This window comes from Oceanobacillus jordanicus, from assembly GCF_022095695.1.
GTDB classification, from domain to species: domain Bacteria; phylum Bacillota; class Bacilli; order Bacillales; family Amphibacillaceae; genus Oceanobacillus_B; species Oceanobacillus_B jordanicus.
Window position 1 is genome coordinate 133176 of record NZ_JAIFZM010000001.1, and the last position, 14372, is coordinate 147547.

19 protein-coding genes are annotated in these 14372 nt (G+C 40.8%); 8 read left to right on the top strand and 11 right to left on the bottom strand.

Translation table 11 applies throughout. The features are described from left to right. Positions 1-66 precede the first annotated feature (66 nt). The 5 genes from K3T81_RS00635 (at position 67) to K3T81_RS00655 (ending at position 5506) form a co-directional block, all read left to right on the top strand. The gene (locus K3T81_RS00635; RefSeq protein ID WP_238017467.1) at positions 67-951 is read left to right on the top strand and encodes a DUF8171 family membrane protein; all 885 of its coding nucleotides are present in this window, start codon (positions 67-69) and stop codon (positions 949-951) included. A gap of 7 nt (positions 952-958) precedes the next feature. After that, entirely contained in the window at positions 959-2683 is a 1725-nt protein-coding gene (locus K3T81_RS00640; RefSeq protein ID WP_275949810.1) for an ABC transporter ATP-binding protein, read from the top strand. Further along, the gene (locus K3T81_RS00645; RefSeq protein ID WP_238017469.1) at positions 2658-3482 is read left to right on the top strand and encodes an energy-coupling factor transporter transmembrane component T family protein; all 825 of its coding nucleotides are present in this window, start codon (positions 2658-2660) and stop codon (positions 3480-3482) included. The genes K3T81_RS00640 and K3T81_RS00645 overlap by 26 nt, the downstream gene beginning before the upstream one ends. A gap of 15 nt (positions 3483-3497) precedes the next feature. After that, on the top strand, positions 3498-4253 hold the full coding sequence (locus K3T81_RS00650; RefSeq protein ID WP_238017471.1) for a PHP-associated domain-containing protein: 756 nt from the start codon (positions 3498-3500) through the stop codon (positions 4251-4253). A 338-nt stretch (positions 4254-4591) separates the two neighbouring features. Beyond that, positions 4592-5506, top strand: coding sequence for an EamA family transporter (locus K3T81_RS00655; RefSeq protein ID WP_238017473.1), 915 nt, complete (start codon positions 4592-4594; stop codon positions 5504-5506). 192 nt (positions 5507-5698) lie between these two features. Here K3T81_RS00655 and K3T81_RS00660 read toward each other — a convergent pair whose 3' ends face one another. From K3T81_RS00660 to K3T81_RS00680, 5 genes are all read right to left on the bottom strand, one after another. Then, positions 5699-6322, bottom strand: coding sequence for a spore coat protein (locus K3T81_RS00660; RefSeq protein WP_420830764.1), 624 nt, complete (start codon positions 6320-6322; stop codon positions 5699-5701). Between the two features lie 207 nt (positions 6323-6529). Then, the gene (locus tag K3T81_RS00665) at positions 6530-6670 is read right to left on the bottom strand and encodes a YpzI family protein (RefSeq protein ID WP_238017475.1); all 141 of its coding nucleotides are present in this window, start codon (positions 6668-6670) and stop codon (positions 6530-6532) included. 55 nt (positions 6671-6725) lie between these two features. Beyond that, complete coding sequence (locus K3T81_RS00670) at positions 6726-7595, bottom strand: manganese catalase (protein ID WP_036577879.1); 870 nt, start codon at positions 7593-7595, stop codon at positions 6726-6728. A 29-nt stretch (positions 7596-7624) separates the two neighbouring features. Next, positions 7625-8056, bottom strand: coding sequence for a YndM family protein (locus K3T81_RS00675; protein ID WP_161464373.1), 432 nt, complete (start codon positions 8054-8056; stop codon positions 7625-7627). Positions 8057-8168: 112 nt separating this feature from the next. Beyond that, a complete protein-coding gene (locus tag K3T81_RS00680; RefSeq protein WP_081779480.1) occupies positions 8169-8309 on the bottom strand; it encodes a YpzI family protein in 141 nt (46 codons plus the stop codon). 149 nt (positions 8310-8458) lie between these two features. On the opposite strand from K3T81_RS00680, the gene K3T81_RS00685 reads away from it, so the two are divergent. The 3 genes from K3T81_RS00685 (at position 8459) to K3T81_RS00695 (ending at position 10537) form a co-directional block, all read left to right on the top strand. Continuing rightward, positions 8459-9076 (top strand): lysozyme inhibitor LprI family protein, encoded by a 618-nt coding sequence (locus K3T81_RS00685; protein ID WP_238017477.1) that lies wholly within the window; start codon positions 8459-8461, stop codon positions 9074-9076. A 40-nt stretch (positions 9077-9116) separates the two neighbouring features. Then, complete coding sequence (locus K3T81_RS00690) at positions 9117-9497, top strand: SLAP domain-containing protein (RefSeq protein ID WP_238017479.1); 381 nt, start codon at positions 9117-9119, stop codon at positions 9495-9497. Between the two features lie 77 nt (positions 9498-9574). Next, positions 9575-10537 (top strand): D-2-hydroxyacid dehydrogenase, encoded by a 963-nt coding sequence (locus K3T81_RS00695; protein ID WP_238017481.1) that lies wholly within the window; start codon positions 9575-9577, stop codon positions 10535-10537. Between the two features lie 54 nt (positions 10538-10591). On the opposite strand, the gene K3T81_RS00700 is transcribed toward K3T81_RS00695, so the two are convergent. The 6 genes from K3T81_RS00700 to K3T81_RS00725 all read right to left on the bottom strand — a co-directional run bounded on the left by K3T81_RS00700 (position 10592) and on the right by K3T81_RS00725 (position 14295). Continuing rightward, positions 10592-10750: a hypothetical protein gene (locus K3T81_RS00700; protein WP_238017483.1), complete on the bottom strand. Its 159-nt coding sequence runs from the start codon at positions 10748-10750 to the stop codon at positions 10592-10594. 151 nt (positions 10751-10901) lie between these two features. Then, positions 10902-11459: an isochorismatase family protein gene (locus tag K3T81_RS00705; RefSeq protein WP_238017950.1), complete on the bottom strand. Its 558-nt coding sequence runs from the start codon at positions 11457-11459 to the stop codon at positions 10902-10904. Positions 11460-11617: 158 nt separating this feature from the next. After that, complete coding sequence (locus K3T81_RS00710; RefSeq protein WP_238017486.1) at positions 11618-12016, bottom strand: hypothetical protein; 399 nt, start codon at positions 12014-12016, stop codon at positions 11618-11620. A 129-nt stretch (positions 12017-12145) separates the two neighbouring features. Then, complete coding sequence (locus K3T81_RS00715; protein WP_238017489.1) at positions 12146-12955, bottom strand: pentapeptide repeat-containing protein; 810 nt, start codon at positions 12953-12955, stop codon at positions 12146-12148. A 58-nt stretch (positions 12956-13013) separates the two neighbouring features. Beyond that, the gene (locus K3T81_RS00720; protein ID WP_238017492.1) at positions 13014-13370 is read right to left on the bottom strand and encodes a DoxX family protein; all 357 of its coding nucleotides are present in this window, start codon (positions 13368-13370) and stop codon (positions 13014-13016) included. A 1-nt stretch (position 13371) separates the two neighbouring features. Continuing rightward, positions 13372-14295: a LysR family transcriptional regulator gene (locus tag K3T81_RS00725; RefSeq protein ID WP_238017495.1), complete on the bottom strand. Its 924-nt coding sequence runs from the start codon at positions 14293-14295 to the stop codon at positions 13372-13374. Positions 14296-14372 lie beyond the last annotated feature (77 nt).

A 14372-nucleotide genomic window follows, 5' to 3' on the forward strand; every position in this document is an offset into this window, starting at 1 on the left:
ACAGTTAAAACTGGCTTCATATTTACCCCTTATACTGAAAGTACAATACAAGAGGGAGTGAATGAAATGAAGAGTATTAACCAGGAAAGAAAGTTAACGCAGTCGCAAAAAATGATGGTGTTTGTTTTGTCCATGTCACTGTTCGGTTTATCTAAAATGATTACAGAAATTCTTCCTTCCAATGAAGTAGGTCCGATTGAGTTTTCGATTTCCTATTTTGCATTTATTCCACTTATCTTGGCAGCTTTGTTTCATCCTTTGTATGTAGCGCTTGGTGCTTCCGTTGGTAATATTGTTTTCGCCGGATTGTTAATGGGTGACTTCGGTGGGATTGGAGAAATTGAAGGGTTCATTGAATTTACGTTGGCAATTTATGTAGCTGGTCTGCTTGTACGTAACCCGTTAAATAAAATGCAGTTAGCAGTTGCAGCACTCGTAGGAGTTGGGATTGATCAGTTACTTAGTACAATCGTCGATATTGGGAAGGTTTGGTTTGGTGTCGAAGGCTTTGATGCAGTTCCTGGCCTACCGGAAAGTATTGTAGTACTAGAAGGTGTGAGCTTCTTAAATGAAATGATAATCACAGGTGTGTTATTCGGACTAATTCCAACATTACTTCTTACGCCTAAACTTTACGGTAAAATTGAACCATTATTGGGCATGAATCCACGAAAGGCTAAAGTACAAGTATCGGTTGGTGCTTATATAACACCAGGACTAATTTTCTCCATAGTGGTCTTGACCTTTGTGGCTATGATCGCAGAGTTTATTGCAGAGATGGATATGAACCTAGCCTTCTGGTCTGGAGACTTTATTGCGCAATTTGCGGACGATCAAAAATGGATAGGCTATAGTGCTTGGGCCATTTTAGCAGTAGGTATTATTTATGTAATCTTTAAGTTTGTGAAAAAGAATAAAAACAACAAAATGGACTTAGACGAGGCAGCTTAATTTATTTATGGAAAGGAGAGAGATTATGATAACGTTCGATCACGTATCATTCCGCTATCCTGGCACAGAGGATTGGATCTTAAAAGATGTATCTGTGACGATCGAAAAACATTCGTTTACCGCGATCATTGGGGGAAATGGTGCAGGGAAGTCCACGTTCTGTAAAGCAATTAATGGCTTAATTCCCTTTTACTATGTAGGTGACTTTGAAGGGAAAGTACAGGTGGATGGGATTGACACGGCTACGGCAAATGTCGCTTCCCTTTCAAGAAAAGTCTCCTATGTCTACCAAGACTTTGAAAACCAGCTCGTAAGACCAAGAGTAATTGATGAGGTCATTTTCTCTCCTTTAAATTATGGCTATGAAGATTTTCAGGAGAGAGGAAAGCGTGCACTCGAACTTCTCGATTTAACACACCTGGCAGAAGAATATGTGTGGCAGCTAAGTGGTGGACAAAAGCATCTTGTGGCGTTAGCTGGAGCTTTGGCACTGAATCCGGATGTTTTAATTATTGATGAGCCTGTTGCCCAATTAGATCCAGCACACGCTATTGAATTGTATGAAAAACTAAAAGTGTTACATGAAGACCATGATATTACCATTATCGTAATTGAGCATCATACGGAATTTATTGCCTCCTATTGTAATGACGTCATTTTATTAGAGCAGGGGAATGTGAAGTGGAAGAAACCTGTGCGGGAAGCCTTGAACGCTGTTGATGAGCTTACAGAAAAGCAAATCCATCCACCACAGGTAACAATGGCAGCAGCGAGCCAAATGCAGCAGGAGAGAATGCTTCCAGTGACAGTCAAAGAAGGTGCTGAATGGTTTAAGGAATATAAAAATCACCCGCGAAAAATGCCTAAGTTGGTGGTTCAGCCTGGTTCAACGCCGCTTATTGAATTTGATCAGGTGAGTTATGGGTATAAAACATTATCACGCAAGCGTGTTCCAATTATAAAAGACTTGCAAATGCAAATTAGGCAGGGAGAGCGAATTGCCCTCGTAGGTAGTAATGGCGCGGGGAAGTCAACGATCCTTAAGTTGATTTCTGGACTGTTGAAGCCCCTAAGTGGTGAAATATGTTTCCAAGGAAATTCCACAATCAAGACTTCACCAGAGAAACTTGCGGAAAAGATTGCGTACATTTATCAAAAGCCTGAAGAAATGTTTATTGAAGACGAAGTGGTGAAGGACGTGGCATTCTTTCTGAAAGTCAGAGATAACCCTAATCTGGAACAGGTGACAGAAAAAATTATGCATCAGTTCCACTTAAATGAAATTAAACATAGAGACGGAAGACTGCTAAGTGGAGGACAGCAACGAAGGGCTTCACTTGCGATCGGGCTGGCGATGCAGCCAGAGTTGGTTTTGTTGGATGAGCCAACAGCGAGCTTGGATATTGCCACCAAGCGAGAAATGATCTCCATGCTTCAAAAGCTAGATAGTCAGGTGAAGGCCTCTGTTGTGGCTACCCATGATATGCAGCTTGTGGCCGAGTGGGCAACAAGGGTTGTTGTACTCAATCAAGGACGTATTATTGCGGATGTTTCCCCTATGGAATTGTTCTCGAATGAAGCGCTATTAAGGAGAGCCTCCTTAGTCGAACCGCAAATTGTTTCCCTTTGTCATCAGCTGCAGATCCATCCAATTGAGTTATCCATAGAAGGATTTTTAAACAGAATTTATTTGGAGGAGGCAGCCAGTGAGCGTTTTTCAGAAGTTTTTTAGTAAGTTGACAGTTGAAAATATAAAAATTGAGCTAATGCGGACGGCATACGGAAATGAACAAACGCCACTAGCCAGACTCGATCCTAGGATGTTGATTCTGTGGGTACTTGTCTATTCTATTATCCCGTGGCTTACCCATAATATGACCATTCTTATTGGTTTAACACTTTTCACAGCAGTATTGGCATACTTGTCTAGGGTTAGTCCGCTGCTTATTATCCTACTTATTATAGGGGTTATTTCACAGTTTACGTACCTCGTATTTGCGGCCACGTTTTTAGGAAATAGCTATGCTGCACTGATTGCGGTTATACCAGTAGCACTTAAGGTTTCCTGTGTTTCGCTTGCTACAATGGCAGTCTTCACAAGTATGGACCCAGAAAAATTCAGTGATGCCCTATTGAAAATGGGGGTCCCAGGTAAATTCAGCTTTGGGGTCTCCTATGGCTATCGGATGCTACCAATACTGATCGAAGAATATCAAAGTATCATACACTCCTTTCGATTACGAGGAAAGCAACCAGAAAAGCCGGGCTTCTTGTATGTAAGGTATATATATTATTACGCAAAAATGTGTGTGGTGGCATTTTATCCTATGATGCTAAACACGGCAAAGCGTACGCGGACTACAGTTGAAGCACTGGAAGTAAGAGGATTCAGCTACACCTTGGAAAACAATGTAGCAAAGGATTTAAAGCTTGGTTATTTAAAAATGAAAAAGTATGATGTGCAGTTTTTAGCAATCACATTATTGGTGACAGCTTCAGTTTACACAACGGGCGTCCTTATGCCTCTATAGGAAGGATTGGTTTAATTGAAAATTGATTTTCATACACATGTAAAGTTAGCAAAGCGAGTAGACTTTGATATTAAATTTTTTAACGAGGTTATCTTAAATGCACAGGAATCAGGCTTGAACGCGTTAGCGATGACAGAGCATTTTAACACGAAAAATTTCTATGAAATTTATGAGCAACTTGATCAGCATTATCCTTATGTCGATGACTATTACAACGTAAATGGCTTTAAAGTATTTACAGGAATGGAGATTGATGTAAAGGAGGTTGGCCATATCCTTTGTATCGGAAATAAAACGAAGCTGCTAACAATTAGAAGGTTGCTTGACGGACATACAGATAAAGATAACTTTGTTCTATTTGAGGAGCTACTACAGTTAGGTGAACTGCATAACTTATTGCTTATCGGCGGCCATCCATTGAGACCTTCAACACCATTACATCATCATGACCCATCATTACTGAGGAGGCTTGACGCCTTTGATTTAAATGGAAAAGACATGCATGAACATGGAATTGACCGGATGAGAAAAGATGTTAAAGCATTTGCTGAAATAATTGGATTACCTGTTGTATATGGTAGTGACTCTCATCATCCGATCCACATTGGAGCTGTGCAAAACACGTTTGAAGGTGAGTTTAATACGGTAGCAGAATTGAAAAAAGCTATTGCAGAAAGAAACTATACGAGCTACATATCTCCGGTTTTGCACACGAAGATAAATGCAGCTAAGATTGTAAAGAAAAAAATGAAGGAAGCATTAACGATCTAACGCATCACATCAATGGAAATTTTTTAAACGAAACGCTTTCCACTTTTTTCTATTCGCTTTATACTTAATGAAAGAAAATTAACTGGATAAAGTGAAACTTCAAGCAGTGGGGTTTTCATTCTTCCCCCACTGCTTGTTAGTTGAACGAATCGGGGTGTTAGCGTCCGTTTACTCCCACTAAAAACTAACGGCTTCACTTCATGTTTTGAAGTGGGAGTCTTACGGACGGTTGCACCGGGATAAAAAGACCTTTCACTTTAATAGTGTGGAGGCGTCTTTTTATCTTTTTACTTAATTATAGATAAAGGAAGAGCAGTGTTTTTCGAGGAGGGATTGAAATGGGTGGAAAGGTAGCAGTCGGAATGGTTTTATTTGCAGCAATGCTCTGGGGGACAACGGGGACGGTGCAAACTCTTGTTCCAGAGGGCGCACATCCTGTGGCAGTGGGTACTGCCCGTTTAGCAGTAGGTGGTATCGCGCTAACCATTATTGTCTTACTAATGGGGAAATTAGATCTCAAAAGCTGGCCACTCAAGCCAACTATTTTGGCTGCGATCAGCATGGCTGCCTATCAGCCGTTTTTCTTTACTGCAGTCAACATGACAGGCGTGGCAATTGGGACAGTAATCGCGATAGGTAGTGCCCCCATTTTATCTGGGTTACTGGAATGGGTGATCTGGAAAAGGCGTCCTGTAAAGGTCTGGTGGATTTCTACACTTTTAGCTATTCTCGGCTGCCTGTTGCTTTTTTTAAACCAATCATCTGTTTATGTAGATCCTCTTGGTATTTTATTAGCACTTGGTGCAGGACTATCCTTTGCAATTTACACGCTTGTTAGTAAGGACTTAGTAAGGGAATTCACCTCTATCTCCGTAGTTGCTGTGGTATTTACCCTAAGTGCTATTTTGCTGTCACCTTTATTGTTTATCTATGATATGACATGGGTTACAGAGCTAAGTGGAGCAGCTGCTAGCCTTCACCTAGGATTAATTGCGACTGCCTTGGCCTATTTTCTATTTGCAAAAGGACTCGCGCATATCCCATCTTCTACTGCTGTCACATTGTCGCTTGCAGAGCCCTTAACGGCAGCATTTTTAGGAGTTTTCTTTGTTGGGGAAGAATTAAGCTTCATTTCCTGGATCGGTGTCAGCTTTCTTCTGCTAGGAATCGGCTTTCTCATTAAGGGCACAGAAAAAGAGGTACCTCGGCGAAGGGAAGATAACGGGTTCGAAAAAAGTGAAAGCACTCAATAGTGAATCGAGAACGAGGCAAAGTGAATCGAGAAAGCCAGAAAGTGAATCGAGAACATGGCAAAGTGAATCGATAATACCAGAAAGTAAATCGAACCACCCCAAAGTGAATCATCAATGAAAAAGCCGTGCGATTACCCGAATTATGATAGTGAATTCGAGTAATGCCGGCTTTTATTCCCTTTACAATATGTTCTAGTGTACGTTGTTCCCTTGTTGGGGAACGGTGGCATAGCTGTTAAGCATTTGCTGCATGTCTTGTTCCATTAGCTGTGGGACCTGGTAGTAGCCATGTTTGTTCTGGTACAGGAAGATTTCGTAGCTGAGCTCAATAAAATTGGGGACACTATCGGCGACCACACGACGTAATACAGGATTCGTGATTTCGGCGGCTGTCATGGCAAGCAGGGACGTTAATGATTTTATGTTCCCGAGCATGTATGCAGAAAGGCCTTGGTCAGAAAGCTGGCTGACAGAGCTGTTCGGTTTCTTTGGTTGCCCTGGCTTCAATCCGTAAACAACTTCATTTTCCTGTTGCATATGATATTGCTGAGTTGGAACAGAAGGATCCTGCCCTGTTTTAAAGCACTCCACCATTGTATTATACAATTGGGTAACAAAAGTGTATTGTCGGTGGGCAATGTTCTTCAGTTCTTGATCTTGTATATGTTGATCATACATTTGATATTGGTCAAGCATACTAATGATCCCTGCAAGTACTTCATGGGCGTCAAACATTTCATGGCCACCGTGGTTTTTAGACATCGCTTGATTCATGGCAGCATTTGGATTGGATTGTTGGTTCTGATTTTGCATCATGATGATTCCTCCCATTTATCAATATTTCTTATTTATCCCGGTGCAACTGGCCGTTAGACTCCCGCTAATCGAAGTCTCACTTTATCTTCTCCCTGTAAGCCATCTTCATGTATGGATAATCCTACTAGAAAAGATTAAATGACCTCTCCCCATTAGCGTGTATCAGGATAAATAAAAAGCGGCCCCTTTTAAAGGGACCGCTACTCGTTACTTATTCGTTTTGTTTTGAATTCTGGCTTCTTCTGGGCTTGAAAACTTTGTTGTATCTGTTTTATGCATGGCTTTCTCGCGGCCAGATTTCGAACGACTTGTTGCTTTTGCATGTTTATCCTGGTGGTCTTTATTCAACTGTAACACCTCCTAGATGGAAAAAAGGTACAAAATTCCGCATTATCGGTGACATCTAATTTTGTTTGTCATAGTTTGCTGATTCCATGTTAGGTGGTGCGGGCTTTGTTGGGTCTGGACTGTTATGAATATATGCAGGTGCCTGTTGCAGTTGAGGAATCTGCCCCATTGCTTCAGGATTTGCAACATATTCAAAGTTGCTTTGCTTATCCATGCTTTCGCCACTGGCCCAACGACCTTGTGCACTTTCTTCCCCTTGGGAAAAGTTCATAAAGGAATAGGAAACCTCTTGCTTTTCCAAGTTCTGTGGGAAGGTACTTGGTACAATCGCCTTTTGTGCTTGTTCCAGTTCTTCAATAGCAGCCATCCACTGGTTTTGGTGCATGGTATCTCTTGCGATAAGGAAAGATAGCATGTCTCTTACACCAGGATCAGTAGTTGATTCATACAAACGGACAACCTGTAGACGTCCTTGAGATTCAGCATTTAAATTGGCTCGGAAATCAGCCAATAAATTCCCACTTGCTATTGTATAACGTGCATTCCATGGGTACCCAACACTGTCTGTCGGCGTTGCGCCAAGTCCAGATACGATGACATGCTGTGGGTTCATCCCCCCAAGTACTGCTTCAACTGCCGGATTTTTAGCAGCTTCTTCCTGGTCTCTAGCAGGCGCCCCGTCCAGTAACTGTGCGATCATAGTCGAAATCATTTCTACATGGGCAATTTCTTCTGTGCCGATATCGAGAATCATGTCTTTATATTTTTGATCTGCTCGGCAATTCCATCCTTGGAAAAGGTATTGCATCATAACGGTAATTTCACCAAATTGGCCACCGAGAATCTCTTGTAGCTTTTTAGCATAGACCGGGTCTGGCTGAGTAGGTTTAGCGTTGTACTGCAGTTCTTTAATATGCTTAAACAAATGTATTCCTCCGTTTTAATTTATTGTCTTTATTTATCGTAATTATCCTGTGGATCAAGCTCTTCAGATGCCTCTGTACCTAAGTTCATTCTCCCTGTTGCATTAGGTGTGGAAGAGTTGTTCTCCATCTGCCTGCTCACATACTTATGGAAGAATGCTTCAAATGCAGCGACACCGATGGAAGAAATTAGTGCAGGAATCATCCATTCGCCTGCTGGTTCTAACCCTTCACTCATCATATATATAACAGCGAAAGCAAGAACAAAGTCAGAGATAGAAGCTACTGTATTATTGGTTCGGGGAAGAATGAATAGGTCTCCAATCAAGTATGATAGAACGCCTAAGGTTATTGTAATAAACAAAACGTCGCCAAATGGCATCTCGTAGACAAGCCCTAACACAACAAATAGTAAAACAAGTGTGGCGATTGCCTTAATTGCAATGGATTTTATGTGGTTCATATAGATCCTCCTTTTTTTGTAGCATTTGTAAAAAAGGTAAAAGCTATGCGTTGCTGTAATAGCGTAAAAGGAAATGAGGGCCACCACTCTGTGAGGACCCTCGTATATAGGTTTACTTATGGCCGTCGTTTAATCTTCTGGCTTCTTCTGGACTAGACATTTTAGTTGAGCCGGGATAACGTAGACCGGTATCACGATCGGACTCCACACGCCCACTAGCCTTTAACTTCTTTTCTTGACGATCTTTCCCCATAAATAGCACCTCCCACACTTAAGTTGGATGTTTTCGCCTAGATTATTCGTAGAGTGAAATGAAGTTTTTGAAATGACAAGCACTGTCCATAGTGGGATAATACTATAAGGGGACAGCATATAAGAAAAAAAGAAAGAGATGATTAGAATATGAAGAAATTACTTTTAGCCGGGGCGCTAATGTTACTATTAGCAGCCTGCGGAAACGAGAATGACGAGGGTGCAAAGGAAGCAGATAATAGCATGAATGATACAGACACTACAGCTGAGGATACGGATGAAAATGCTGAGAATGAGGGCAATGTGGAAGAAGAAACAAACATGGATGAAGAAAGTGATACAACAGCAACGGAAGAACAGGAAGAAGATAGCGAAGTAGCGGAAGAGGGAAATTCAGAAGAAGCTGATTCTGATATGAAAACAATCTATCGTAACAAGCTAGTCGATTTAGAAGAAGAATTGGCGGCTGAGGAACAGGAAATAGGCTCTACACAGCGCGCATTAACTGAATTTGCCGGGAAGAGCTTTAATATGTGGGATGATGCATTAAACGAAGTATATGCTGAATTGGAGAAGCAGCTTCCGGAGAAAGAAATGGAAAACTTGAGAAAAGAGCAACGGGAATGGATCAACATTAGAGATGCAAAAGCAGAAGAAGAGGCAGCCAAATATGAAGGTGGCTCCATGGAAACCATGCAATATATAAGTACACAAGCACAGCTAACAAAAGAAAGGTCTTATGAATTAATTACGAAATATATGGACTGATACCGTAACCTACTAGCAGTAAAAGGAAGGGAATGAGACAATGCAACAATTAGTTTGGGAACAAGCATGGGATAAGACTATTTCACTTGGGGATAGAAAACAGATAGAAATAACATTTGAACAGGCTAACGAAGAAGCTACCCGTATAAAATATATTCCTTTTTGGCAAGCGCGTAACTATCGTGGAGAGCTGCTTATTACAGTAATTGTCCAAAATTTTAGTGATGAAGCTATGCCCTTCACTCAGCTGCCATTAAGGTACATGGAAGAAGGGGAGCTTGTTGCTAGTCATACTTTTTCCTTTCCTAACCTGGAGTTAGCGGAGAGAAGCAGTATGCCATGGACATTTATTTTTCCAGAAGACACCATTGAGCGAGAACCTAACCTGATTGAAGGAAAGTTAGAGGATATAGATGCTTAGCCCAAGGGTATGGTGCATATCATCAGAAATTAGGGTATAGAGTAGATAAAACAAACTTTTAGAGGAGAGGGTTCGTAATGTCCAAGCGTAAAATTGTAGTCAATCTTGATCTAGATGAAAAATACATCGATGAAATCAAAGAAGTAGCTCCCGACTGGGAAATTGTTTCAGGGAAAGATACGGATGAACTGCAAGAAGATTTAAAAGATGCAGAGGTCATCCTACACTGGAAAAAAGCAATCGAGCAAACGGTTTTGGAGCAAAACAATGACCTGAAATGGGTACAAACTTGGAGTGCTGGTGTTAATAACTTGCCACTTGAACAACTAAGTGAGCGTAACGTATCCATTACGAGTGCTAATGGTGTGCACGCCTATCCAATTTCCGAAACGATTTTTGCTTTGATGCTTGGACTTACGCGCAAAATTCATACATATGTCCGCCAGCAACAGCAAAAGCAATGGGAGCATGCAGATCTAAAACTTGAAATTCATGAGAAAACAATTGGAGTGCTCGGTGTTGGAGCGATTGGTTTGGAGACAGCTAAAATAGCCAAGGCTTTTGGTATGAAAGTACTCGGCGTGCGACATTCAGGAAAAAGCACAGATTATGTGGATGAAATGTATACACCTGATCAGTTATCTGATGTGCTTCCACAATGTGATATTGTCGTAATCACACTGCCACTTACAGATGAAACAACAAACCTATTCGGGAAAGAACAATTCGAGCAAATGAAAAATAGTTCTATTCTGATCAATATTGGCAGGGGGCTGATTGTAAAAGAAGATGAGTTAGTTGAGGCCCTCCAATCTGGCAAAATTGCTGGAGCAGGACTTGATGTGTTCGCAACAGAACCATTACCGGAAGATAGCCCACTATGGGACATGGAAAACGTGATTGTTACACCACATACTGCTGGGTCAACAGAACATTATACGGAGCGTGTTGTGCGGGATGTCTTCATTCCAAATCTTAAGAATTACCTTGAAGGGGAAAAACCTTCTAAGAACCTAGTTGATTATGATAAGGGATATTAATAACGCTAAAATGGCATACGAAACGTCGTATGCCATTTTGTTATGATAACAATATTAATGCTCTCTTTTCTCAACAAACAACAAAATGAGTGTTGCAATCGGGCCTAATATAAGAGAGAGCAAAAACCAGTTTAATCCTGTTCTATTCTTGCCTTGTGCGAGCCCAGCGTTTATTAACGCTAGAGTACCCCATCCTACAAAGTATTGATCCATTGACCTCCCCCAAAAACTATGGTAAGCACGAAGCAGGGCTAACAAGTAGCTATAAACCGCCATAGTTGCGAAGCACCCAATTGGCGAAGATGATTCCCCCAATTGTATTCACTACTGCTAACACCAATTATCTTCCTCTTAATAAAGTTCACTATCTATATGAATCGTGAGTTGGAGAGAATAAGTCTTCCTCCGCGTCTCTGACTACTGAAAAATGTTCAACGTTATAATGACCATGAAGGGTTTCATTATGATGTTTTATAATCTGGGCTGCACTTAATGTAACACTGTCCGGCGTCGAATGCCCATCACCTACCAATGTGACATCAAAACCACTGATAGTTGCTGTTCTAACTGCACTATCTATACAGTGTTGGGTTGCACATCCCATTATAACGATATGCTTGATTTCTTGAGATGTTAGATGATTTAAAAGCCCGGTACCATGGAAGGAGTTCGTAGCAGCTTTATCAAAAAACATTGCTTTAGTGGGTGAATGAATTTCTTTATGAACCTGAAAACCTTCTCCTTTGCCTTCAGCTACTTCTAGATCCCTAACAAAAACAACAGGGACACTTAATTTAATCGCTTTTTCAATAACTAGATTGATATTCCTAATAAGTTGCGCTTTATTATAAACAGCACTTTCTTCACGGTTTCCTTCAATTAATTCTTGCTGTGCATCAATGATTAATAATACTTGGTTCAGATGATTTTCCCCCTTTAAATTATTGGAAAAGCTAGCTACATGTAACTAGCGCTTTCCCCTTAATATACGTTACGTCATTGCTTTTTGGTGTATGTGATAATTATCGTTCCTATAAGAGATTTATATAGTAAACTGCAAGAAGTGTGTTACTTGGATGGTTAGTTGATATCCACGTGTAGTAACGGCTTTTCTTCACTGTATCTAGAATAGGTCCATCCTTCATTTGATACATTTGTACAATTTTCATCGGTACATGTAAAAATATAAGACTGTTTCTCAGTTTGAACAGAAACTTCATAATGAAATATCGAAGACGGATCGGAGACATTGAATCGACTTACACCTTGTTTAATCGCGTACACCTTCTCATTAGAGGCAATCTCCTGGTATTGCTCATTTTCTAATACCATCTTTGTCATTTCTCCTAATATCTGCTGGTCATCTGGATTGGGAGTGTAGGTGCTTTTAATATAACTCGTAATTCCCAAATAGAGATTTAAGACAACGCTAACAGAAAACAGGATAGTTAAAATAATAAGCAGTCGTTTCTTGTTCATTTACATACCTCACTTTATTTTGAAAAGTCGCTTAGATTAAAGCGCCCCCAAAAGTGTTAGGGATTTTTACCATTTGTTTTGCGGTTTTAAAAAGGTATGTATTGTTTGTTTAAAGGTTAAAGATATTGTCTACCAGTGATTCGGCATCATCAGCCCCGTTGGTAATATCGTACTCTTATCTCCCTTAGCTGCATTCACTTGCGCTTGTGTTAGGAAAATACAGTCCCGAAGGTTTGCTCCTCGAATGTCAGCATCACGTAAATCTGCTCCGATAAAATCTACCCATCTCAGGTCTGCCTTTCGTAAATCTGCTGCTAGCAGCAAAGTACCTCGCAGGTTCGCTCCGCGTAAATCTTTTCCTTTCAGATTGGCGCCAATCAGATCTCTTCGCTTAGATGGATTTACCTTTACAGGAGATTGTTTCCGCACCAGATCACTAACTTGTATCAGTAAAGTATTTACTTCTGTTCGGTGGTCCATAACAGAGAGTTTGAGTAAATCTGTTGCCGGTAATCTTGTAAGCTCTTCTGTTTTATCTAACATGTGCCGTAATGCAGACTGGATAGTTGCTGTAGCTTTATTTTCAATTGCTTCAACCAAATAATAAAGCATCTCATGCAACTGTTGCATAACCGGGAAGACGTCGAACATTTCCTCAGCGATTGTAGGGTTTTCTCGCCAGCTTACACCATTATAGGTTACCTGAGAAACCTTTTGCCCTGCTCCAAAACACTCAAAGACGCTACATCCCTTAAAGCCCTTCACACGTAAATTTTGGTGAATCCCACATTTAAAGTCCTCTCTTAGATTGCGGCAGGGACTACCACCTTGTTTATCAAAAGGAAAATCAGCAGACTTTGCGAAGGGTAATGCTGTGCAGCAAAGTCCAAAGCAATTTGCGCAATCTGACTGCAAACCTTTTTCCATAGTCGAGTCCATTTCATCCACGTCCTTCGGCTGTCTCTATTAAACTAATATTACCACAAATTAAAATAGTTTAGCCGACTTTTCTGACTTTTAACACCCACCAAATTAACACAAATTGCAGGGGTAGACGTAACCATAATGCAAAGGCAGGAATACTGTACTGCTCTGGTTCTAACGCCATATAAATATTCACTGGGAAGATTAATACTAAGAATATTGCAATGAGAATTCCTACTTTTCTCCGAGTCGGCTTGTATAGCAAGCCAATGCCTAGTAGGATCTCGATGACTCCTGAAATATAAACAATTGCAGGTCGGAAGGGAACCCAATCAGGCATAGCCCCTGTGAAGAAGGGTTCCAGCACAAAATGGGATATCCCAGCCAATATAAAGAGAATGGCAAATACATATAATGCTATTTTTTTCATATTAAGACTCCTTTACTGTGGCGATACGATCTGCGATGCTATTCCCTTTAAAAGCTTCCACTACACCAATAAATGTTTCTACGTTCTTTTTGCTTCGCATAACAGGAGAATAGATATAGGAAAGAGTTCGTGTGAATTGCACATCCTCCACTTCTAGCACCGCCAGTGATCCATGCACCTTTTCCCGGGAAATAACACTGCGGGATAGCAGAGACAAGCCCATGCCTCTCATGACACTCTCTTTGATTCCCTGGTTGCTACTGATGCTAAGTAATGATTTCACAGAGAGACCGTTGCTACGAATCACATGGTTCAAGAACTCCCTGGTCCCCGAACCATCCTCTCTTGTAATCCATGTTTGCTGTTGCAAATCCTTGATTGCAATATGCTCTTTCTCAGCAAGTTCATGGTCATTAGAGCAAATGACCGAGAGTTCGTCCTTCATAAACGGCTGGACTGTAAGTTCTTTTTCATTGCTTTGGCCTTCAATCAAGCCCACGTCAACCTGGAAAAGGCGCACTTGTTCAATAATTTCCTCCGTATTTCCAATGACAACTTCTAATTCCAACGCAGGAAAGTCCTCCTGTAGCCTTTGAAGAAACATAGGTAAAATATATTCACCGATTGAGAAACTCGCCCCTATCTTTAGTTGGCCTTGGATGGATTGATGATGGGTGGCAATATCCTCCTTTGTTTGCTCATACATCGCGATGATTTGTTTAGCTCGATCATAGAGGATCTTTCCTGTTGGCGTAATCTGTACTGATTTAGGTGAACGGATAAAGAGCTCTGTGTGGAATTCTTTTTCCAGGTTTTTAATATGTAAGCTTACACTTGGCTGTGAAATGTGTAAGGCTTGCGAGGTCCTTGTGAAATTGCCAACGTCAGCAAGCGTAACAAAGGTTTTAAGTGCATCGTAATACATGAAACCCCTCCTTGCGATTAGTATTTCTAATCATAACAATAATTTATATGTATTTCACTAATAGATAATTATTAGAT

Bases quoted from the DNA above. Each gene is read 5' to 3' on its own strand.
- K3T81_RS00635 (WP_238017467.1), top strand. From the start codon at position 67: ATGAAGAGTATTAACCAGGAAAGAAAGTTAACGCAGTCGCAAAAAATG.
- K3T81_RS00640 (WP_275949810.1), top strand. From the start codon at position 959: ATGGAAAGGAGAGAGATTATGATAACGTTCGATCACGTATCATTCCGC.
- K3T81_RS00655 (WP_238017473.1), top strand. From the start codon at position 4,592: ATGGGTGGAAAGGTAGCAGTCGGAATGGTTTTATTTGCAGCAATGCTC.
- K3T81_RS00660 (WP_420830764.1), bottom strand. From the start codon at position 6,322: ATGATGCAAAATCAGAACCAACAATCCAATCCAAATGCTGCCATGAAT.
- K3T81_RS00675 (WP_161464373.1), bottom strand. From the start codon at position 8,056: ATGAACCACATAAAATCCATTGCAATTAAGGCAATCGCCACACTTGTT.
- K3T81_RS00680 (WP_081779480.1), bottom strand. From the start codon at position 8,309: ATGGGGAAAGATCGTCAAGAAAAGAAGTTAAAGGCTAGTGGGCGTGTG.
- K3T81_RS00685 (WP_238017477.1), top strand. From the start codon at position 8,459: ATGAAGAAATTACTTTTAGCCGGGGCGCTAATGTTACTATTAGCAGCC.
- K3T81_RS00690 (WP_238017479.1), top strand. From the start codon at position 9,117: ATGCAACAATTAGTTTGGGAACAAGCATGGGATAAGACTATTTCACTT.
- K3T81_RS00695 (WP_238017481.1), top strand. From the start codon at position 9,575: ATGTCCAAGCGTAAAATTGTAGTCAATCTTGATCTAGATGAAAAATAC.
- K3T81_RS00700 (WP_238017483.1), bottom strand. From the start codon at position 10,750: ATGGATCAATACTTTGTAGGATGGGGTACTCTAGCGTTAATAAACGCT.
- K3T81_RS00710 (WP_238017486.1), bottom strand. From the start codon at position 12,016: ATGAACAAGAAACGACTGCTTATTATTTTAACTATCCTGTTTTCTGTT.
- K3T81_RS00715 (WP_238017489.1), bottom strand. From the start codon at position 12,955: ATGGACTCGACTATGGAAAAAGGTTTGCAGTCAGATTGCGCAAATTGC.
- K3T81_RS00720 (WP_238017492.1), bottom strand. From the start codon at position 13,370: ATGAAAAAAATAGCATTATATGTATTTGCCATTCTCTTTATATTGGCT.
- K3T81_RS00725 (WP_238017495.1), bottom strand. From the start codon at position 14,295: ATGTATTACGATGCACTTAAAACCTTTGTTACGCTTGCTGACGTTGGC.